General features: G+C 67.5%; 17 protein-coding genes. 5 read left to right on the top strand and 12 right to left on the bottom strand.

The features are described 5' to 3' along the window. Positions 1–116: 116 nt before the first annotated feature. The 4 genes from AB0J78_RS08185 to AB0J78_RS08170 all read right to left on the bottom strand — a co-directional run bounded on the left by AB0J78_RS08185 (position 117) and on the right by AB0J78_RS08170 (position 3,983). On the bottom strand, positions 117–467 hold the full coding sequence (locus tag AB0J78_RS08185; RefSeq protein ID WP_363787973.1) for a universal stress protein: 351 nt from the start codon (positions 465–467) through the stop codon (positions 117–119). Positions 468–510: 43 nt separating this feature from the next. After that, positions 511–1,974, bottom strand: coding sequence for a sugar porter family MFS transporter (locus AB0J78_RS08180; RefSeq protein WP_363787972.1), 1,464 nt, complete (start codon positions 1,972–1,974; stop codon positions 511–513). 162 nt (positions 1,975–2,136) lie between these two features. Then, complete coding sequence (locus AB0J78_RS08175) at positions 2,137–3,159, bottom strand: Gfo/Idh/MocA family oxidoreductase (protein ID WP_363787971.1); 1,023 nt, start codon at positions 3,157–3,159, stop codon at positions 2,137–2,139. Next, the gene (locus AB0J78_RS08170) at positions 3,156–3,983 is read right to left on the bottom strand and encodes a TIM barrel protein (protein WP_363787970.1); all 828 of its coding nucleotides are present in this window, start codon (positions 3,981–3,983) and stop codon (positions 3,156–3,158) included. Before AB0J78_RS08170 ends, AB0J78_RS08175 begins: the two co-directional genes overlap by 4 nt. A gap of 172 nt (positions 3,984–4,155) precedes the next feature. Here AB0J78_RS08170 and AB0J78_RS08165 point away from each other — a divergent pair, with 172 nt between their 5' ends. After that, positions 4,156–5,265 (top strand): LacI family DNA-binding transcriptional regulator, encoded by a 1,110-nt coding sequence (locus AB0J78_RS08165; protein WP_363787969.1) that lies wholly within the window; start codon positions 4,156–4,158, stop codon positions 5,263–5,265. 332 nt (positions 5,266–5,597) lie between these two features. On the opposite strand, the gene AB0J78_RS08160 is transcribed toward AB0J78_RS08165, so the two are convergent. Beyond that, positions 5,598–6,884, bottom strand: coding sequence for an MFS transporter (locus AB0J78_RS08160; RefSeq protein WP_363787968.1), 1,287 nt, complete (start codon positions 6,882–6,884; stop codon positions 5,598–5,600). A 339-nt stretch (positions 6,885–7,223) separates the two neighbouring features. Between AB0J78_RS08160 and AB0J78_RS08155 the strand changes: the two genes are divergently transcribed. Beyond that, entirely contained in the window at positions 7,224–9,800 is a 2,577-nt protein-coding gene (locus AB0J78_RS08155; RefSeq protein WP_363787967.1) for a glycoside hydrolase family 78 protein, read from the top strand. A gap of 80 nt (positions 9,801–9,880) precedes the next feature. Here AB0J78_RS08155 and AB0J78_RS08150 read toward each other — a convergent pair whose 3' ends face one another. The 6 genes from AB0J78_RS08150 to AB0J78_RS08125 all read right to left on the bottom strand — a co-directional run bounded on the left by AB0J78_RS08150 (position 9,881) and on the right by AB0J78_RS08125 (position 15,512). After that, a complete protein-coding gene (locus tag AB0J78_RS08150; RefSeq protein WP_363787966.1) occupies positions 9,881–11,200 on the bottom strand; it encodes a replication-associated recombination protein A in 1,320 nt (439 codons plus the stop codon). Positions 11,201–11,274: 74 nt separating this feature from the next. Then, on the bottom strand, positions 11,275–11,640 hold the full coding sequence (locus tag AB0J78_RS08145) for an MmcQ/YjbR family DNA-binding protein (RefSeq protein WP_363787965.1): 366 nt from the start codon (positions 11,638–11,640) through the stop codon (positions 11,275–11,277). Between the two features lie 379 nt (positions 11,641–12,019). Further along, positions 12,020–13,573 (bottom strand): AMP-binding protein, encoded by a 1,554-nt coding sequence (locus AB0J78_RS08140; protein WP_363787964.1) that lies wholly within the window; start codon positions 13,571–13,573, stop codon positions 12,020–12,022. Positions 13,574–13,700: 127 nt separating this feature from the next. Continuing rightward, positions 13,701–14,003 carry a MerR family transcriptional regulator gene (locus AB0J78_RS08135; protein WP_363787963.1) on the bottom strand — a complete coding sequence of 101 codons (303 nt, stop codon included), beginning with the start codon at positions 14,001–14,003 and terminating at the stop codon, positions 13,701–13,703. Between the two features lie 277 nt (positions 14,004–14,280). Then, a complete protein-coding gene (locus AB0J78_RS08130; RefSeq protein WP_363787962.1) occupies positions 14,281–14,643 on the bottom strand; it encodes a hypothetical protein in 363 nt (120 codons plus the stop codon). A gap of 485 nt (positions 14,644–15,128) precedes the next feature. After that, positions 15,129–15,512, bottom strand: coding sequence for a hypothetical protein (locus tag AB0J78_RS08125; RefSeq protein WP_363787961.1), 384 nt, complete (start codon positions 15,510–15,512; stop codon positions 15,129–15,131). A 244-nt stretch (positions 15,513–15,756) separates the two neighbouring features. Between AB0J78_RS08125 and AB0J78_RS08120 the strand changes: the two genes are divergently transcribed. Both AB0J78_RS08120 and AB0J78_RS08115 read left to right on the top strand, forming a co-directional pair. Continuing rightward, the gene (locus tag AB0J78_RS08120) at positions 15,757–17,031 is read left to right on the top strand and encodes a GNAT family N-acetyltransferase (RefSeq protein WP_363787960.1); all 1,275 of its coding nucleotides are present in this window, start codon (positions 15,757–15,759) and stop codon (positions 17,029–17,031) included. A 194-nt stretch (positions 17,032–17,225) separates the two neighbouring features. Further along, the gene (locus tag AB0J78_RS08115; RefSeq protein ID WP_363787959.1) at positions 17,226–18,020 is read left to right on the top strand and encodes an IclR family transcriptional regulator C-terminal domain-containing protein; all 795 of its coding nucleotides are present in this window, start codon (positions 17,226–17,228) and stop codon (positions 18,018–18,020) included. A gap of 1 nt (position 18,021) precedes the next feature. Here AB0J78_RS08115 and AB0J78_RS08110 read toward each other — a convergent pair whose 3' ends face one another. Further along, a complete protein-coding gene (locus tag AB0J78_RS08110) occupies positions 18,022–18,993 on the bottom strand; it encodes an alcohol dehydrogenase catalytic domain-containing protein (RefSeq protein WP_363787958.1) in 972 nt (323 codons plus the stop codon). Between the two features lie 221 nt (positions 18,994–19,214). Here AB0J78_RS08110 and shiA point away from each other — a divergent pair, with 221 nt between their 5' ends. Then, positions 19,215–20,585, top strand: coding sequence for a shikimate transporter (gene shiA, locus AB0J78_RS08105; protein ID WP_363787957.1), 1,371 nt, complete (start codon positions 19,215–19,217; stop codon positions 20,583–20,585). The last annotated feature ends 280 nt before the right edge of the window (positions 20,586–20,865 follow it).

Genomic DNA, 20,865 nt, shown 5'->3' with positions numbered 1-20,865 from the left:
CACCCGGACAACTGCGTGCTATCGCCGTCCATCCGGTCGCCCCGTGGGCGTTCAGATCGTGCGGATGACGCGGGTGAGTTGGTCGTTGGGCTCGTGCGGTTGGCCGTTGCCGGCTGTCAGGCTGGGGTTTTGACTGCGAGAACGGGAACGGGACTGTCCAGGAGCAGTCGTTGGCTGATGCTGCCCAGCAGGGCTTTGCCCACTGGCGATCGTCGGCGCATGCCGATGACGAGCCGGTTGATGTTGGATCGGGCGTCGATTTCGTCCAGCACTGCGTCGACCGGGTCGCGGTCGCCGGGTCCGTTGCGCTCGACGATCGTGATCTCGAGGTCGTCGGGCAAGCTCGAGTCGTCCAGCGGCTGCAGGCGCAGGTTGACCAGGACGAGGTCGGTGCCCAGCAGTCGGGTCTCGGTGATTCCCGCGGTCAGCGCGTGGTCTCCTTCGCTGCCCTCGGCGATGGCGGTCATGACGGTCATGATGTGCAGGCCCTTTCTCCCGGGGCAGGTCCGGTCAGGCGTAGCGGGTGCGGAAGTCGTCCTCGAGCTCTTCGAGTGAGCGGTCCTTGGTCTCCGGGACGCAGGTCGCGATGAACGCGATGGCCAGCACGCCGAAGGCGGCGAAGGCGAGGAAGGTGTTCGAGATGCCCAGGGCCTTGACGACGGGCGGGAAGCCCAGAGCGACCAGAGCGTTGGCGATCCAGAGCACGAAGATGCTGATGCCGATGGCCAGGCTTCGGATCTTCAGCGGGAACATCTCGGAGAGGATGAGCCAGACCAGCGGGCCGATGGTGGCCTGCATGGAAAACACGAAGAGCACGACGAACACGAGGATGAACCAGGCCTTCGTGCTGCCTTCGGGTATCAGCATCGCCGAGAGGCCGACGAGCAGGTGGAACGTCGTGGTCAGGGTGAAGCCGCCGAGCATCATGGTGCGCCGCTTGATCTTGTTGATCATCGACAGGCCCACGGACACACCGATGACGCTGAAGGCTCCGTTGAGGGTGTTGGCGATGATGGCGGAGTTGTTCGAGAACCCGGCGTCGCCGAGCAGCTGCGTGCCGTAGTACATGACGGAGTTGATGCCGGTGAACTGCTGGCAGATGCCCAGGCCGGCCCCGATGAGGATGAGCAGGCGGACCCAGCGCACTCGGAGGTCGACCGCACCGGCGGTCTTCGCGGCGCGTTCTTCTTCGGCGAGGCGGTGAACCTCGGCTATCTCGGCTTGGGCGCGCTCGGTGGTGCGGATCTGGGACAGGACCGCGAGTGCCTCCTCGTCACGGCCTCGGGTGACCAGCCAGCGCGGGCTCTCGGGCAACCGCAGCATGCCGACGAACAGCGCGATCGCCGGCAGGAGGGCGACCAGGAGCATGACCCGCCAGATCCAGGCGGTTTCGCCCCAGATGCTGAAGATGATCGCGTTGATGACGAACGCGGAGAACTGGCCCACCACGATCATCAGCTCGTTGCGGGTGACGATGCCGCCGCGACGTTCGGCCGGAGCGATCTCGGCCAGGTAGACCGGCACGGTCGCCGAGGCCCCGCCGACGGCGAGGCCGAGCACGAAGCGGAACAGCGCGAGAACCTGCCAGCTCGGTGCGAGCACGCAGCCCACCGTTCCGAGCATGAACACCAGGGACAGCAGCAGGATGTTGTGGCGGCGGCCGTACCGGTCGGACAGGACCCCGCCGGTCATGGCACCGAAGGCGGCGCCGAAGACGAGGTTGCTGACGACGATTCCCTCGGTGAGCGGGGTCAGGCCGAGGTCGGCGGTGAGAGGGTCGAGGGCACCGTTGACGACGCCGGTGTCGTAGCCGAACAGCAGGCCGCCGAAGGTGACGACGACGGCGATCAAGCCGAGACGTCGCGAATGGGGCCCTCGCGTGTCAGGGGGTAATGCGTGGGGTGCGGGCGAGGTGGTGTTGGTCATGACTGCTGCTCCTCGTTGAGCGCTCGGGCGTCGCCGGTTCGCTGGCATCGAATGGTGCGCGGTCAGAGTTGGTCCGGCGATTTCTCGAACCAGGACTTCTTCGCGAAGTGCTCGGGGCCCGAATCGCGAGGCGATCTGGGGCGACCGCCTCTGCCGCCAGGGGATCGTGTCGTTGGACGAATGTCCAGGAGAAGTCGCGGTGTGCGTCTTCTACTGCTGATCAAGGCTGTCGAGGCGAACGGTCTGTCCTGTTCGGACGGATTGGATCGCGGCCAGCGCGATGGCGAGGGCGAAGCGGGCGTCTTCGCCGGTCGTCTGCGGTGGCGTTCCGTTGCGCACGCACCGGGCGAACTCGGTCAACTGTGCGGTGTAGGCGTCGTGGAAGAGGTCGACGTTGCGCCGCACGCTGTCGTTTCGCACGCCGTGCGCGTCGTATGCGGTCATGGTGCTGGGCCGGATGTCGCCCATGGTCGCCATGCCTTCGGAACCGAATACCTCGCCCCGGACGTCGTAGCCGTAGACAGCCTGGAAGCTGGCCTCGGCCGTGGCCATGGCTCCGTTGTCGTACCGGAGGTGCACCAGGGCGGTGTCCAGCAGGCCGCGGTCCCTCCAGTCAGGACGCACGAGCGCATCCGCCGTGGCGTACACCTCGGTCGCGCGGGCGCCGGGGTTGAGCCAGTTGAGGGTGTCGAAGTCGTGGATCAGGGTCTCCAAGAAGATCCCCCACGCAGGCACCCTGGCCGGGTCGTTCAGCTCCGGGTCGCGGGTCAGCGACCGCAGCAGTTGCGGTCGGCCGATTCCGCCCGAGGTGACCAGGTCGTGGCCCGCGCGAAATCCCCCGTCGTACCGGCGGTTGAAGCCGACCTGCAAAGCCACTCCGGCTTTGGCGGTTGCGGTGATGGCCCGGTCGGCGTCGGCGAGGGTCAGCGCCATCGGCTTCTCGCAGAACACGGCCTTGCCCGTTTCGGCTGCGGCCTCGATGAGGTCGGTGTGGAACTGAGGCGGCGTGGTGATCACCACTGCGTCGATGTCCGGATCGGCGAACACCTCGAAGGGATCGGTGGTGGCTCGCGGAACGTCCAAGCTGGTGGCCAACAGCTTCGCGGCTTCCAGGCGTGGGTCGGCGACGGCGGCCAACCGGGCCTCGGGAATGCGGCGGGCGAGGCTTTCGGCGTGAAAGGCGCCAATGGCTCCGGCGCCGATGAGCCCGAAGGCGACAGGGGTGGTCGTCATGAGGTTTGTCCTTCCAGGAGCAGGTGAGCGGCGGCCGAGGTGTCCGGGGCTGGACGGGAGAAGGCGTCCCGGAAGCGTTGAAGAGCGAGTTCGCTGTCGCCGGAAGCAAAGGCCTCCAGCCCTACAGTTCCCCGGTAGCCCATGTCGTCCAGAGCGTCGGCGATCGCCGGGTAGTTGATCTCGCCCGTGCTGGGTTCGCACCGTCCCGGCACGTCGGCGATCTGGACTTCGCCGATGAGCGAGCCCGCGCGCCGCAGCAGCTCGATGAGGTTTCCCTCGCCGATCTGGGCGTGGTAGAGGTCCAGCATCATGCGCAACCCGGGGCTGTCCACGGCCTCGACCAGTGCCAGGGTGTCCGCCGCTCGCGCGAACGGGACTCCCGGGTGGTCCACGGCGGTGTTGAGGTTTTCCAGGCAGAACGTCACGCCTGCGCGTTCTCCCAGCTCGGCGATCCGTGACAGCGTGCGGCAGGCGGTCAGCCACATCGCGCCGGTGACCTCGTGTTCCGGGCGCACCGGCAGGCCGCCTTCGCCGAGTTCGGTGCCATGCAGGTTCAGCCGGGGGCAGTCGAGCTTCTCCGCGACGGGTAGCAATGCTTCCGCGGTGCGAAGCAGCTCGGTGGCGCCGTCCTCGTCGGACAGCCGCCCGTGGACGTATCCGGTCATCGACGAGAATCGGGCTCCCGTCCGGGCCAGGACGTCGACGTCGTGGACCGTGGAGTTCCAGATCTCCACCCCGAAACCTAGATCATCAATCCGGCGCACGCGCTCCTCGAACGGTCGATCGAGGAACACCATTTCGGCGCACACGGCAAGGTCGAACACGGTAGATCTCCCCTGTTGAGCAAGTCAGCCGGTAGTACAGGTGGCCACCGAAGGCGGATGTAGCATGCGATCCACATCACTGAGACCGGTCTCAGTTCGTGACCTGGCGAACAGTTTCACGCCATCGACCGGGCATAGTCAATACGTAAGGACAAATTGAGGAGTAACTCTGATGGCCCGTTCATCTCGCCGCGCTGCGGTCACCATCGGGGACGTCGCCCGTGCCGCCGGCGTCTCGCGTGCCACGGCCGCCCGCGCGCTCGGCGGCTACGGGCAGGTCAGCCAGCGGGTCCACGAACAGGTCACCGCTGCCGCTCGTGAGCTCGGCTACCAGCCCAACGCCCTGGCCCGCAACATGAGCACCGGGCGCACCCAGTCGCTGGGCGTGGCCATCGCCAACATCGACGACCCCTTCTACGCCCGGCTCACCCGCGGCATCACCGACGTCGCCCGCGCCGAAGGGCTCGAAGTCCTGGTGGCCAACACCGACGAAGACCCCGAACTGGAGCGGCGAGCCGTTCAGGTGTTCCAGGCGAATCAGCTCGAAGGCATCCTGCTCACCCCCGCACCGACCGCCCACGCCGAGCACCTGATCGCCGCCAACGAGCAGGGGACACCCGTGGTGCTCATGGATCGCCACCCGCGAGGGCTCGGGCTCGACGCCGTGGTCGTCGACAACCGCGAAGCGACTCGCCGGGCCATTCACCACCTGCTCGACGCCGGGCACACGCGAATCGCGTTCGTCGCCGGAGGCGGGCGTCCCGACGCGAGGGAAGAATCCCCGCGACCGAGCCCCGACTCCTCGGACGTGGCACTCGCGGCGACCACCCTCGAACGCATCGACGGTTATCGCGCTGCCCTCGCCGAGCGCAACATCCCTGCCGACTCACGGTATCTGCGCTGCGGGGACTTTCACCGCGAAGCCGCCAAAGCCGAGGCGCACCAACTGCTCGCGCTGGACGAACCGCCGACTGCGATCTTCGCGGCCGGCAGCATCCCCGCGCTGGGAACCGTGGAAGCCATCTACGACTCAGGGCTGCGCATCCCTGACGACCTCTCCGTGATCGCTTTCGACGACGCCGACTGGTCCAACGTCGTTCAACCTCCGTTGACCGCGATCTCCCAGCCGGCCTACGACGTCGGAGCACTCGCCACCCGGACCCTCCTCCAGCGCATCCGAGGCGACGACAGCCCACCGGTCGTCCACGTGCTCGACACGGAGTTGCGCAACAGGAAATCCGTCGGTGAGCCCCGCACTGCGTCACGGCGGCCGGCGGAGTGACCGAGGCGTTCTTCACGCGCTGAGGAACTCGCCGACCACTGTCCGAGCGGTGATCCGACAACCAGATCGGCATTCCCTATGGGGGAGAGGGGCGTCGCAGCGGCCCAGCACTCCCGAGGGTTAACCGAAAGGCACCTCATCCATGACGTCGACCACCACCTCGACACCCACGGTTCCTGCTCCAGGATCCGGTCGGGGAGTCGACGTCGTCTGCGTGGTTGCCTCTCGCAGAGGCCTCGCGCGGCGGGACCCGTTCCGGACGGAGCTTGTGGCCCAAGCAAGCGCTGCACGCGGGTTGCTGCGGGGAGGTGTGTGGCCGGGAGACGGTGGACCTAGGTGCGTTCTTCGATGTTGCGTTCCGCTTCGACCTGCGCGTTGGTGTCGTCGTCGCGGAGGTGGTTGTGCCGCTGCACACCGCGACCGACGAACAGGCCCGCGATCAGTCCAGCGGACACCACGCCCAACAGCACGGCGAACGTGGCGCGGGGCGCGTTGGTCATCAGCGTGGGTGTCGCGACCGCCGCGATGGCGGCCACGACGCGTGCCGCGCCGACGATGCTGCCCTGCGCGGTGGCGCGCAGCAGGGTGGGGAAGGCCTCTTGGGTCCAAATCTTGAGCATCGCCTCGAACGCCAGGGCGCCGCCGATGGCGCTGAAGATCGCCGAGATGGCCAGGCTCCAGACCGTGACGCCGACGACTGCGACGATGGCCATCGCCAGCACGTAGCAGGTGGCACCGAACAGGTACCAGCGCAGCCGGTTTCGCCCGTCGACGATCCGCATGAACCACACCGCGAGAAGCACGCCGAGGCACTGCGTGATGACGCTGATGGTCGAGGCGACCGCCACGGTCGAGCCTGCGACGTTGACGTAGAGGAAGGTCCCGAATTGCCCCTTGGTGTTGGCCACGATGTTGACCAGCGCGTAGAAGGTGATGAGTCCGAGCAGCGGGAGCAGGTAGGGTCCGGCAACGAGCTCGCGCAGGCTGAGAGCGGTGTGGTGTGAACCGGTTTGGGTGAGCTTCTCGCGCGAGGCCACCCACTTCGAGGATTCGGGGACCCGCAAGCGCAGCAGCAGCACCACGACCGCGACCACCGCGACGTGGGCGTAGAGGACGCGCCCGCCGATGCTGCCGAGGTCGCCGACGACGATGCTCAGCAGCTGCGTGGCGATGATGCCGCCGAACCACAGGACCTGCGAGAGCCCGACCAACTTGCCCGCTTGACCTGGCGGTGCCTCTTCGGCGATCAGCGCGAGCGAGACCGGCAGATCCGCTCCGGAGGCGTAGCCGATCAGCACGACGCCGATGTAGAGCATGATCGGGCCGGCTGCGGCGGCGAGGAGGCCTGCGCCGAGCGCGAGCAGCACCATCGTCAGCGAGAACACGATGCGCCGCCCGAACCGGTCGCCGAGGCGACCCCCGGTCAGCGCGCCGGCGGCGATGGACAGGGTCAGCAGGGACGACAGGACGCCGATCTGCAGCGTGTCGAGACCGAGGTCGTCCTGGAACAGCACCAGCGCGGTGCCGGTGGAAACGATTGCCGCGGCGTCGAGGTAGGACGCCATGCCCGCGACGGTGGACCGGGTCCAGTCGCGAGCGGTGAGAGCCGGGGTGGTCATGGGCGAATCTCCTTTGATGGGCCAGACCAGAGCGGCGCTTCGCTGTTCGTGGTGCGGGTCCACGGCCGCCGAAGCACGAAGGGAATGAATCGTTTCATGGAATGGTGATGTGATCCGGACTACGTGTCAACGAATCCGGGCAAAGCTTCCCGTTCAGCGAAAGCGCACTGGAAAAGGAGCATGCCGGGAATCCGCTTGTGTGGCGGCGAAAGCTCGATCAGATGCGCGCTTGTCCGCTGGTGTTCGGGGCTCTACGGTTCCAATTGAAAGCTTTCAAGTCAGCCTTCGGGAACGCTCTGCCGCACGTCGACGACGACGCGAGACAAGGACCTCGATGCCATGACCGACAGCGTCATCCCCCATGCTCCGACCTTCGAGAACCACCGGGAACCGATCGGGATCGGCGTCGACGCGCCCCGGTTGTCCTGGACCACGTCCGCTCCGGCCGACTGGGCCCAGCGCGCCTACGAACTGGAGATCACCCGGGGCGCTCGGGTCGCGAAGCACGGCCCGGTCAGCGATGACGAGTCCCGCTACCGCCCCTGGCCGGAATCCCCGCTCGCGCCGCGCGAGTCGGCGAGCGTGCGGGTGCGCGTGCACGACGACAACGGGATCTCCGAGTGGAGCGAACCCGCGGTCGTCGAACGCGGCCTGAGCGAAGCGGACTGGGTCGCAGTCCCGGTCGGCGGCGACCCCGGGGAGCCCGGCACCGAGCGTCGCCCGTGGCTGGTGCGGCGCGGATTCTCGCTGCGCGGCCAGATCGCCTCGGCTCGGCTGTACGTGACCGCGCACGGCCTGGCCGAGGCCGAGATCAACGGGCACCGGGTCGGCGACGACGTCCTGTCACCAGGCTGGAGCGTGTACTCGCAGCGGTTGCGCTACCACACCCACGACGTGACCGACCTGCTCGCCGAAGGGGACAACGCGATCGGCGCGTGGCTGGCCGACGGCTGGTACCGCGGCCGGATCGGGTTCCGCGGCGGTGCTCGCGACCGCTACGGCACCGACCAGTCGCTCATCGCGCAGCTGGAGGTCACCTACTCCGACGGAAGCCGTCAGACCATCGCCACCGGCCCCGGATGGGTCGCCGCTCCCAGCCCGATCCTCGCCTCGTCGATCTACGACGGCGAGACCTTCGACGCCCGGCAGGTCCCGCACGGCTGGTCCGAGGCGGGATTCGACGACTCGGACTGGGTCGCGGCGCACGTGTGCGACCGCGACCCGGCGACGCTCGTCGCCCCCGACGGGCCGCCGGTGCGCCGCACGCGCGTGGTGCGCCCGGCGCGCGGCGAGCGACGGGCCCCGAACCGGCTGCTGGTGGACTTCGGCCAGAACCTCGTGGGACGGCTGGCGATCAGGGTCCGAGGCGAGTCAGGGCAGGAGATCGTGCTCCGGCACGCCGAGGTCCTGCAGGACGGCGAGATCTACACCCGCCCGCTGCGGCAGGCGGCGCAGACCGACCGCTACGTCCTCGCCGGGTGCGGCACCGAGGAGTGGGAACCGCGGTTCACCTTCCACGGTTTCCGCTACGCCGAGGTGACCGCCCCGCCTGCCGTGCTCGACGTTCTGGAGCTGGAAGCGCGCGTGCTGCACAGCGATCTGCGCCGCACGGGCTGGTTCGCGTGCTCGGACCCGGACCTCAACGCCCTGCACGACAACGTGCTGTGGTCGATGCGCGGCAACTTCGTGGATCTGCCCACCGACTGCCCGCAGCGCGACGAACGGCTCGGCTGGACCGGCGACATCCAGGTCTTCGCGCGCACGGCGGGTTTCCTGCACGACGTGACGGGAATGCTGTCCTCGTGGTTGCGCGACCTGGCGATCGAGCAGAACGACGACGGTGCGGTCCCGGTGTTCGTGCCCACGCTCGACGACGCCGGATCGTGGGACATGGCCGAACCGATCGCGGCGTGGGGCGATGCCGGTGTGCTCACGCCGTGGGACCTCTACGTGGCCTCCGGCGACCGACTGGTGCTGGAACGCCAGTGGGACAGCGCGAAGGCCTGGGTCGACCTGCTCGACCGGCGTTCCGGCGAAGACCGGCTGTGGACCGGCGACCACCAGCTGGGGGACTGGCTCGACCCGGCGGCACCACCCGATGACCCCGCGGCGGCCACGACCGACCGGGAACTGGTGGCGAGCGCCTACTTCGCCCACTCCGCGCGCAGGCTCTCCGACATCGCCGAGGTTCTGGGCCGCACGGCCGACGCCGAGCACTACGGCACGCTCGCTTCCGAAGTTCGCACGGCCATCCGAGAGCGCTGGACCGACGGCGGGGGCGCGTTGACTGAAGAATCCCAGTGCGGATACGCGTTGCTGCTGGCCTTCGACATCCTGGAAGAGCCCGCAGAGCGGGCCCGCGCAGGCGAGCGGTTGCGGGACCTGGTGGTCAAGGCCGATCACCGGATCTCCACCGGATTCGTGGGAACTCCGCTGGTCTCGGAGGCGCTGTCGTCGACCGGTGGCCTCGACGTCGCCTACCGTCAGCTCCGGGAGCGCGGCTGCCCGTCGTGGCTGTACCCGGTGACGATGGGCGCGACGACCATCTGGGAGCGCTGGGATTCCATGCTGCCCGACGGCACGGTCAACCCGGGCGAGATGACCTCGTTCAACCACTACGCGCTCGGCGCCGTCGCGCACTGGATGCACAGCACCATCGCCGGTCTCGCCCCGGACACCCCCGGGTGGCGGCGAACCCGCTTCGCACCACGCCCCGGGGGCGGTCTCACGTGGGCTCGAGGCGCCTACGACGGCCCGTACGGGCGCGTCGCCATCGACTGGTCGATCGAGGACGACACCCTGACGGTCCGCACCGCGGTCCCCGCCAACTGCACCGCAACCCTGGAACTCCCCGACGGCACGACCCGCGAACTCCGCTCCGGAGAAGCGATCCTCACGTGCCCGATGACGCGCTGAACGCTGGCGCTTCGGCCGTACAGCTTCTGAAATGGTGTTGTTGCTAGACCCCGGAGCGCGCCTCGCAGCTCACGGCGTCGTCAGGTCTCGGTGTTTCGGTCCTGGCGGCGCAGGGCGGCCCACCGGTCCAGCCGTCGGCGGATGTTGTCCTCGTGACCGCTCTCGGTGGGGTGGTAGTAGGTCTCGCGGTCCATGCCGTCGGGGAAGTAGTTCGCGCCGGAGAACCCGTCCGGTGTGTCGGGGTCGTACTGGTAGTCCTCGCCGTAGCCGAGGTCCTTCATGAGTCGCGTGGGTGCGTTGAGGATGTGCTTCGGTGGCATCAGCGAACCGGTCTGGTGTGCGCGTTGGCGTGCGGCGCCGAAAGCGCGGTGGACGGCGATGGATTTGGGAGCCGTCGCCAGGTGAACGACGGCTTGTGCGATCGCCAGCTCGCCCTCGGGTGAGCCCAGGCGTTCGTAGACGTCCCAGGCGGCGAGGGCCTGGTGCACCGCCTGCGGCTCGGCCGTTCCGATGTCTTCGTTGGCGAAGCGCACGAGTCGGCGGGCGATGTAGAGCGGGTCTTCGCCGCCGTCGAGCATGCGGGCGAGCCAGTACAGGGCGGCGTCGGGGTCGGAGCCGCGCATGGACTTGTGCAGCGCCGAGATGAGGTTGTAGTGGCTCTCCTGGGTTTTGTCGTACAGCGGTGCACGCCGCTGGATCTGCTCGGTGAGCGCGGCCGTGTCCAGCGGCGGTGTGTCAGCGGGCAGCGCTTGGAGTTGCTCGACCATGTTGAGCAGGAACCGGCCGTCACCATCGGCCATGGCCACCAGGGACTGACGGGCGTCGTCGTCCAGCGGCAGCGTCTGACCCGTCAACCGCTCCGCGCGCTCGATCAAGGAGTTGAGGGCGGTGGTGTCGAGGCGTGTGAGGACGAAGACCCGGCAGCGGGACAGCAGAGCCCCGTTGAGCTCGAAGCTGGGGTTCTCGGTGGTGGCGCCGACGAGGACGACCGTGCCGTCCTCCACGTACGGCAAGAAGCCGTCCTGCTGGGCCCGGTTGAACCGGTGGATTTCGTCGACGAACAGCAGCGTGCCCTGACCGATCTCGCGCCTGCGGCGGGCTGCTTCGAAGACCTTCCTCAGATCTGCGACGCCTGAGAAGGTCGCCGACAGCGTCTCGAAGGCCACGTTGGTCCGTTCCGCCAGGAGTCGAGCGATGGTCGTCTTCCCGGACCCCGGTGGACCCCACAAGATCGCCGAGACCAGCCGCCCCTGCTCCACCATGCGTCCGACGGGAGCATCGGTCGCGAGCAGGTGCTCCTGGCCGACGACCTCCTTCAGACTGCGCGGGCGGAGTCGTTCGGCCAGCGGGCGGTGCGCATCGTCGTCGAACAGGGACGGCGGTTGTTCTTCGTGCTTCATGGGGCGAGTCCGTGGGTACGTGCGAGTGGGTTGTCGTCATTGCCGTGCGCGACGTTCGTGGGTGCGGTTGGTGGTCATCGGGGACGACGCTTGTGCGGAACCGTGTCCAGAACCAGGTGGTAGGAGTCGTCGACGAGTTCGGCGACGATGTCCCGGGTGATGTCCGGGCCGGCTCCCAGGGAGATCCAGTGCCGTTTGTCGAGGTAGCGGCCCGGACTGATCGAAGCGTGCCGATCTTGCAGCAGCCGACCGTACTCCGGTTCGGCCTTGACGGTGACGATGCGCTCGTCCGGGTCGTCGGTGATGATCAGAAAGACCTTGCCCGCCACCTTGTAGACGTCCAGCTGCTCGGTGAACGGGCGCCCGTGGGTGGCCCCGGGCAGCTCCTCGACGCAGTCGGCCGCGGTCTTCAGCAAGGTCTCCCCGTCCAACGTCCCCAACTCCCTCCTGGCCGGCCGCTGAAGGCGTCCTCCGACGGGGTGGGCCGGTCTGCCCTCCCATTGTTTCCCGACGTCAGGCGACCCGACCAGTGAACTGCGGACACGTGATGGTCACCAGGCCGACAGGCCTTGACATCGGAGCAGCGTTCTCCCAGGCCAGGCCGATTCGTCGCCCGTGCTGAGACGGGTTCAGTCCCGCTGCACAGCTTCCAGCCACCGGTCGGGCCTCCGCACGGCCTGGAAGTGACCACGATCGGCCAAACGCCGTACCACGGGCTATCCCAACACCGACTTCCTCAAAGCAGTGGGCGCCCGAACGCCCGGAGACACTCGAAACACACGTTGACGCTGGGCCCGTGCCTGACAATCGGGGTCCGGCTTAGTTGACCTGGCGGGTGTGGTCCTCCCAGTAGGGCGCGCGGAGCTTGAACTTCTGCAGTTTGCCGGTCGCGGTGCGGGGGAGTTCGGTCCGGAACGTCACCGATGTGGGCGCCTTGTAGCCGGCGATCCGGTCCTTGCACCACCTGATCAGCTCGGCCTCCATCTCGGGAGTGCCCTCTGACTCGGGAGCGAGCACCACGAGCGCCTTGATCGTCTCGCCCCACTTCTCGCTGGGCACACCGATCACGCACACCTCCGCGACCGCGGGATGGGAGAAGAGGATGTCCTCGACCTCGATCGAGGAGACGTTCTCGCCGCCGGTGATGATCACGTCCTTCTTGCGGTCTGCGATCGTGAGGTAGCCGTCGTCGGTGAGGTGGCCGCCGTCGCCGGTGTGGAACCAGCCGCCGTCGAGCGCCTTCTCGGTCTCCTCCGGCTGCTCCCAGTAGCCTTCGAGCACCACGTTGGAGCGTGCCAGCACCTCACCGGCACCTTCCTCGGACTGGTCGATGCGCAGTCGTACGCCGAGCGCCGGTGCGCCGGCTCGGGTGAGTTTTTGCGCACGCTCCTCCGGGTCGAGGTCGTCCCACTCGGACCGGGTGCGGTTGACCGTCAGCAGCGGCGAGGTCTCGGTGAGACCGTAGATCTGGATGAACTCCCAGCCCAGCTCTTCTTGCACCCGGACCACGGTCTGCGTCGGCGGGGGTGCCCCGGCCATGATGATCCGCACCCGGTCCCGGCCGGGAATCTCGCCCTCCCAGTCCTGGGCGGCTTCGAGCACCGCTGCGGCGACCGCTGGAGCAGCGCACATCACCGTGACGCCGTGGTCGCGGACCCGGCGCAGGATCTCGGCTCCGTCGATCTTGCGCAGGATGATGTGCTGCCCACCGACTCCGGTCATGGCGAACGGCATGCCCCAGCCGTTGGCGTGGAACTGCGGGAGCGTGTGGAGGTAGACGTCGCGGTCGCTGATCTGCGAGTGCAGCCCGAAGGTGAGCGCGTTGACCCAGATGTTCCGGTGCGTGATCTGCACGCCCTTGGGCCGCGCCGTCGTGCCGGAGGTGTAGTTGATCGTGGCGGTCGCCTGCTCGTCCGGTTCCCAGGCCTGGGGTTCGGATCCGGGCGGCGCGTAGAGCGCGTCGTCGTCGCCGAGCACGAACTTGTGCTCGCAGCTGACACCCGCCAGCGCCTCCTCGAGCTCCGGGTCGACGTAGAGCACCCGTGCGCCGGAGTGCTCGACGATGTACTGCACCTCGTCAGGCCTCAGCCGGAAGTTCACCGGGACGAGCACCCGCCCCCATCCGCTGACCCCGAAGAACGACGTGAGCAGCCGTGCACTGTTGTGGCTCACGATCGCCACCCGGTCGCCGACACCGATGCCGAGCTGGTCGAGTTTCGCGGCCTGACGACGCGCCAGCTCCCCCAACTGCGCGTACGTCAGCTCGCCCTGGCTCGCCGCCGGCTGCATCGGCTCGTCGATGACGCCTACCCGGTCGCCGTACACCTGCACCGCACGGTCGATGAAGTCGCTGACGCTGAACGGGACGAACATCGCTGATCATCTCCTTGGGGACGTGGCCTCGGCGTCGGACGAAACGCCGAGCCCGGTATCGCCGGTCTTGCAGGCTATGTTGTGGGCGACCGCCGATGGGCGCGACGGGCCAGGCTCGGCGCAGCAACTAGCGGAGTGGGTTGGCACGCACGCTCTCGGTCACGAGGAGAACTACCACGGCGTGCGGACTGATGCCCAGAGCATCGCGACGGTCCTGTGATGCGAGTGCGTTGCGGAATCCTGCCTCCCGCTTGGTGCGTGCTCGCAGTTCGCGTTTGGCCTGTTCCATGTCGAACCGCGCTTGACCGCGTGCGGTGACCGACGCAGCCGTGATCACACCGCGCTGGACCCACCGTGCGATCGTCTGACGCGTAATACCCAGTTCGCGCGCCAGCTCCGAGCTGCTGATGAGGCGCGACTGACCAGGCATGACCCGAAGGTGCGATGACAACTCGGACGAACTCATCGATGGCGGTAACGAGCTCAATCAGGGTGAGCATGACGCGTGATTGAGGTCGCGGTCGAATTCGACGGCGGTGGCTGGCCGCCGGTCATGCCGAACGCCGGCTGATGGGTATTCACCCACAGTGTCCCCTCCAACCGCCGGAACCGCTTCCCGGCCAAACAACGCCCGGACGTGGCAGTCTCGCGAGCTTGAACCAAATCCGGGCGTTGTCCAGTGGTGAACGAGTTTGCGGACGGTTCTCTCAGGCGTAGAGGACTTTCCCGAACGCGGCGATCTGAATGACCACGTCGGCCGCGTCGGCATCGAAGCCGGCCACGCCGGGCCCCTGAGATAGCAGTGCCTGACACTCGCGCTGCACGTCGTCCTCGATCTGATGGGCGTCACCGCTAGCGATCTTCTGCACAGCACGAAGCAGGTCGTCGTGAGTGATCACGTGCTGGGAAATTTCGGTCTCTGAGCTTCCGAACGCGAACTCGGTGAAAGCCAGCGTCCAGGTTTCCGAGTCGATGTTGTCGGCCGGGTGCCGATCGACGCGATACCACGGGAACCCCAGGGCGCCGGAGCCGATGAATATGGCGAGTGTGTCTTGAGCGGTAATGGTCACTGGCAGGGTCCTCTCAACAGTTTCACCACAATGAGCCGTACGGTGAATCGTTTTGCTGACGCCGATCTGGTGTCTGATTTCGCGGGAGACGTCGGGCGGATGTGGCACTACCTTCGCCGTTGCTCCAATGCCGCCAAGTACAACGACGCGCACCACGACGCCGAACGCGACGCTGTGTGCATCCCCGCGATGTCGGCGAGCGCATCTGTCCACGTTTCAACCGCCCGGCTGCTCTCGATCAACGTGCGTTCGGACAGCTCCGGGGTCAAATCGGCCAGAGTCACGGCTGCTTCGTTCACTCGGCGTGCAAGCGCGGCTAGGTCATCGAGCGACTCTGTTCGTAGACGTGGGTCGCACGCAGCCGCCGCTAGCAAGTCACGAGCCAGGTTTACGGCTTCTACGGGGTTGTCGGGAGGAGTCGGGGAACTCATCCCGTCGGAATACTCCGCCAGGCACATACCCGACGGACCGGCACGCCCCAACCTTCAAATAATCCCCCACTCAGAGCAGCGGGCGGCCGTTGACGTGTCACCATTTGAAATCTTGTGGGTATTCGAGCTCGGGGTCAGCCCTCTATGCTCTTTGTCGGGCGTGGCAGGACCTGAGGGGGTGGGCACTGTGTCCGGGTCCTGCCACGCAAAATGCTCGCCCCCGATAGTTCCGAACTCGGGGGCGAGCATCCTTTTCTGTGCCACGCGCACCGCCACGTCCGCGCGATCCTGGACGGCCTCCTGCAAGGCTTGCTGTTTGGTTTCGTCAACGAGCATGGCCACCACGAACGCAGATAAGAACAACAGGTGTACCAACCGGGCTCGTTCGGAGCGTGGAGTCGTTGCCATCGCAAATGTGATTCCGCTCTGGTTGCTCACTTTACGGATGTTCTGCGGAGTGCCAGTAAATGTTGAGCTCGGTTCGGTCAGTGCTGGATTGGCAGCACTCGTGCTGCGGTCCCGATGTGGACGGGATTCACGCCAGTTTCGCCGGTGTCTGCTCCGAGTGCTGTTGATCTGGTGCTTTTCATTGCGCGCTGTGGTCGTGCCCATTAGCTTTCTCTGTGATCCGCGGCTCTCGCGAGCTGTTCCCCGGCGTGGGGAAGAAGACCCTGGAGGTGCCATGCCGCTGTGGCGGGTGCGTGATTTTCACGACGACGATCTGGACCAGGCGATTCACATCTGGGACCAGAGCCGCGAAGGCGGTGAGCCGGTGTTCTCCGCGGCCGAGGTGGTGTCGATGGCGCGGGCCGGACACCCGGCGACGGTGGCGGTCGTGGACAACGACGTGGTCGGCATGGCAGCGGCGAAGGTGGAAGGGGAGCGGGCGTGGCTGGCCTTGTTCGCCCTCGACACCCGGTGGCGCAACCGCGGCATCGGGAGCGCGTTGCTGGACGAACTGGAGAAGAAGCTGCGGGGTCAGGGCGTGCACCGCATCGCCAGTCTGGTCCCAGAGGGTGCGGCCGGGTTCAACGCCATGGCCAACTCCGGTTACCGCCCCCGCACCGATCTGACCTACTTCGAGAAGGTCGAACACCTCGACCCGGTCGAGTTCGGGGTGCTCGAGGAACTGGGCGGGCAGCTGCTGCCGCGCGGCAGGTGGGAAGCGCTGGCCGGGATGACGAAGGAGAAGGACATCATCGAACGGCGCGTGGTGCTGCCGATCTCGCATCCCGTGCAGGCCGAGCGGCACGGCGTGCTGCCGCCGAAGGCGATCGTGCTGTTCGGGCCGCCTGGCACCGGCAAGACCACCTTCGCCAAGGCGATCGCCTCCCGGCTGAACTGGCCGTTCGTCGAGTTGTTCCCCTCGCGGCTGGCCGGGGCGTCCCCGGACGGGTTGGCGGCGTCGCTGCGCGCGGTGTTCGCCGAGCTCGAGGAACTCGACGACCTGGTGCTGTTCATCGACGAGGTGGAGGAGATCGCGGGCACGCGTTCCACGCCCGCCGCCGGTCCTGCGCACGGCGTGACCAACGAACTGCTCAAGTTGATCCCGGGCTTCCGCGAGCACGACCACCGGCTGCTGGTGTGCGCCACCAACTCGGTGAGTTCGTTGGACTCGGCGTTCTTGCGGCCGGGCCGGTTCGACTACATCATCCCGATCGGGCCGCCGGACGAGCCCGCCAGGCGGGCGATCTGGTCGCGCTACCTCGGGCCGGCGCGCGACAACGTCGACCTGGACGTGCTGGTGAAGCGCACGGACCTGTTCACACCGGCTGACATCGAGTTCGCCGCCCGCCAAGGCGCCCAGACCGCGTTCGAACGCGACGTGCTGCACGACGACAGCACCATGGCCACCACCGACGACTACCTGCGGGCGGTCACCGACGCACGACCCACGCTGACGGCCGAGGCCATCGCGGAGTTCGAGCAGGACATCGAAAACCACACCCGTCTGTGACCGAAGCGCAGGCGAAGCCGGTCCGGAGGGGGAGACATCGTCGTCGTGCCGCCTCGTCGCAGCGTGCGTCCGCGACCGTCTTCGCCGCACTGCTCACCTGGTGGCCGCCGGGGCACTTCTTGATCGCGACGTGTGCGTGCACCATCCGATAGGGTGTGCGCTATACGCACGCGATGGTTCGAGGAGGTGTGTTCGTGACGGCTGATCCGGCTGTGGGCGGTCGTGTGGCCGGCGGGTACTTCGTGCAGTCGGTGGCGCGGGCGCTGTCGGTGATCCGTTCGTTCACCGCGGAGCGCCGGCGACAGACTCTTGCCGAGGTGGCACGAGAAACGGAGCTCGACCGGGCCACGGCGCGCAGGTTGTTGCTGACGCTGGTCGACCTGGGCTATGTCAGTTCCGACGGGGGTCACTTCGAGCTCACCCCGCGGGTTTTGGAGCTGGGTTATTCCTACCTGTCCGGGATGTCGTTGCCCGAGGTAGCCCAACCGCACCTGCAAGCGTTGACCCGGGAACTGAACGAGACCGCCGCGCTGGCGGTGCTCGACGGCGACGAGATCGTCTACCTCGCGCTTGCTACGAGCAGCAGGCTCGCGACCGTGAAGATCAACATCGGCACCCGGTTCGACGCGCACACGACCTCGATGGGGCGGGTGCTGCTGGCCGGGTTGCCGGAGGACGAGTTGGACGAGCGGTTGAGCCGGTTGCATCTGCAGCGGCGCACTGATCGCACGGTGCGGGACTCGCAGGCCCTGCGCGCGGAGATCGACAAAGCACGCGCACAGGGCTGGGCGCTGGTCGATTCCGAGCTGGAGGAGGGCCTCCGGGGCGCGGCTGTGCCGGTGCGCGATCGCGCCGGGCTGGTCATCGCCGCGGCGAACGTGTCGGTGCACGCCGGGCGCACCACGCCGGAGCTGGTCGAGCGAGACTACATCCCGGTGATCCTGCGGACGGCGCGCCTGATCGAGGCTGACCTCATCGCCGCCGGCTGATTCAGCCTTCGAAGCTGATCCAGCACTTGCCGGGTGTTGCTGCGACCGCGGTGAAGGCCTCGGCGGCTTCGTCGAGGTGGAACCGGGCCTGCAGGACCCGGTGCGGTTCGAGGGCACCCTTCTCCAAAGCTGCGATGGTGTCGGCGAAGTCGACCGGGTGGTCGTAGATCAGCGAGCCGGTGATCGACCACTGCTGCGAGACGATCGCGTGCGAGGACAGGGCCAGCGGGCCGGAGTTCATGCCGACGACGGTGGCGTGGCCGCCCGGCCGCAAGTGCTCCAGTGCTGCGTCCAGGGCTCCCGGGGCGCCCGAGGTCTCGAAGACGTGGTCGACCTCCTGGTGCGGGTCGTCGACCGTCGCGCCCAGCGACATGGCCAGCTCGTGGCGTCCTGCGTGGGGTTCTTGCACGGCGGGCGTGATCCCGACTTCGAGTAGCGACTGACACAGCAGCAGGCCCTGCGAGCCCGCTCCGACGACTAAGCAGTGCTGCTGTTCGCGGGCCCCGGAGCGGCGCACGGCTGCGCGCGCCACCGTCAGCGGCTCGACGCACACCAGATCTGCCAGGCTCACGTGATCGGCGATCGGGTGCGCGAAGGCAGCCGGCACCGCGACGCGCTCGGCGAGCAGGCCCGGCGTGGTGAGGCCGACGGCGTTGCGCTTCCGACAACCCGATGTGAAGCCCGCTTGGCACGGATCGCAGCTTAGGCAGCAGTAGTTCGGCTCGACGGCCACCCGCTGTCCAACCTGCCGATCGCGAATGGCCTCGCCCACGGCGACGATCTCGCCGACTCCTTCGTGCCCGAGAACCCAGGGGAGTTGAGGTGTTTTCCGTCGGCCGCGCACGACAGCGGTGTCGGTGCCGCACAGCCCAACACCGAGCATGCGCACGACGACGTCGCGCGGGCCGCAGGCCGGTTCAGGAACGTCGATGACGTCGACGCGTTCTGGGGCGGTCAGTGCTGCTGCCTTCATCAGGACTCCAAACGTGCGCTATGCGCTCAACTGTGCGCATCGTGACCATAGCGTGAGGGCGGTGGCCCATCAAGGCGCGCTCATCGCTTCCCGTGTCGTCGCCCAAGTGGTGATCCGAGCTTCCGGTCGCGCCGGTCGAGGCCGGGCGTGGAGGTCGATGTCCGCGTCGACGCCTGATCCGCACGCCTGGTCGCTTGACTCGGTGTGGCTGGCATCGCACTATGTCGTGCAACAAGCGCACAGACGTGCGTATAGCGCACAGGAGGTGTCCAATGGCGGATGCGCCCGAGCAAACGGAAGCGAAGCCCGTTCGCGCGGCGGCGGGGAGCTTCGTAGGAGCTGTAGTGGAGTGGTATGACTTCCTGCTCTACGGAATCGTCGCCGCAGTCGTGTTCAACGACGCGTTCTTCCCCGACATCAGCCCGCTCGCCGGAACTCTCGCGGCTTTCGCCACGTTCGGCGTCGGGTTCATCTTCCGCCCGCTCGGCGGTGTGTTCTTCGGGCACTACGGCGACAAGATCGGCCGCAAGACCATGCTGGTGTGGACGGTGTCGATCATGGGCGTCTCCACCGCCCTGATCGGTCTGCTGCCCACCTACGCCAGCATCGGCTGGTGGGCGCCGCTGCTTCTGGTGGTGCTGCGCGCCATCCAGGGCTTCGCCGTGGGCGGGGAGTGGGGTGGAGCTGCGCTGATGGCCGTCGAGAACGCGCCACCGAAGCTCAAGGCCTTCTTCAGCAGCGGCGTGCAGGTCGGCTACTCGGTCGGATTGCTGCTGGCCACCGGTGTCGCCGGGTTGATGCAGGCGTTCACCAGCGACACCGCGTTCCAGACCTGGGGCTGGCGCGTCCCCTTCCTGATCAGCGTCGTGTTCGTGGCCATCGCGCTGTGGATTCGCGCCGGCGTGCCCGAGAGCGAGGTGTTCCGCGAGCAGGTCGCCGAAGCCGAGCCGGCCAAGCGCAAGCTGCCGGTCCTGGAGGCCCTGCGGCAGCACCCGGCGGCCTTCTTCCAGATCATCGGGCTGCGGTTGGGTGAGCTGCTGACGATGTACATCGTCACCACCTTCGCGTTGGCCTATGCGACCAAGCAGTACGGCTTCGACTCCGGCTTCATGCTCACCGTCGCACTGCTCGTCGGCGGCATCGGCATCGTGACGATCCCGCTGTTCGCTTGGATCTCCGACCGCTACGGCCGCAAACCGGTGTTCATCACCGGCGCGGTGGTCGGCGTGATCGGCGCCGTGCCCTACTTCCTGTCCATGCAGGCGGGCTCGGAAATCCTCGTCGTGGTGAGCTCCGTCGTGCTGGTCAACATCGCTCACGACCTGATCGTCAGCGTGCAGCAACCGCTGCTCACCGAGTTGTTCGGCCCCGAATACCGCTACAGCGGCGCCGGATTGGGATACCAGGTGGCTGCGGCGGTCGGTGGTGGATTCACTCCGGCCATCGCCACCGCGCTCGTCCTGCTCGGCGGCGGGAGCTGGCACTGGGTCGCCGCCTACCTCGGCGCCGGATGCCTAGTGTCGGCACTGGTCGCACTCACCCTGCAGCCCGCAGGCGAACCGGCCGCGGCACCGAAGCCAGCGCCGGCGTGATCGACGGCCGGGCGACACGCCACGTGTCGCCCGGCCGCCGATCACACATGGCTGCAGGTCCTCCGCGGCCTCTTGCGAGATGGCATTAGCGTTGCCGTTCCGCTCGGGGACGGTTTTGCGTGACCCGAAGAGCTCCCGTGCGGCTGCGTTCGCATGACCGTCTCCGCCGCGGTCGAGACACGCACGGGCACCCCAACCTGTCGCTCAAACGCGTGTACAGGGCGGGAGAAGACCGCTTGGTCTTGACCGGACTGAAAGACCGGCGATACTCGCGAGCCGC

Source organism: Saccharopolyspora sp. NPDC049426, from assembly GCF_040676935.1.
GTDB lineage: Bacteria > Actinomycetota > Actinomycetes > Mycobacteriales > Pseudonocardiaceae > Saccharopolyspora.
This window is presented reverse-complemented; position numbering and strand designations above follow the sequence as displayed.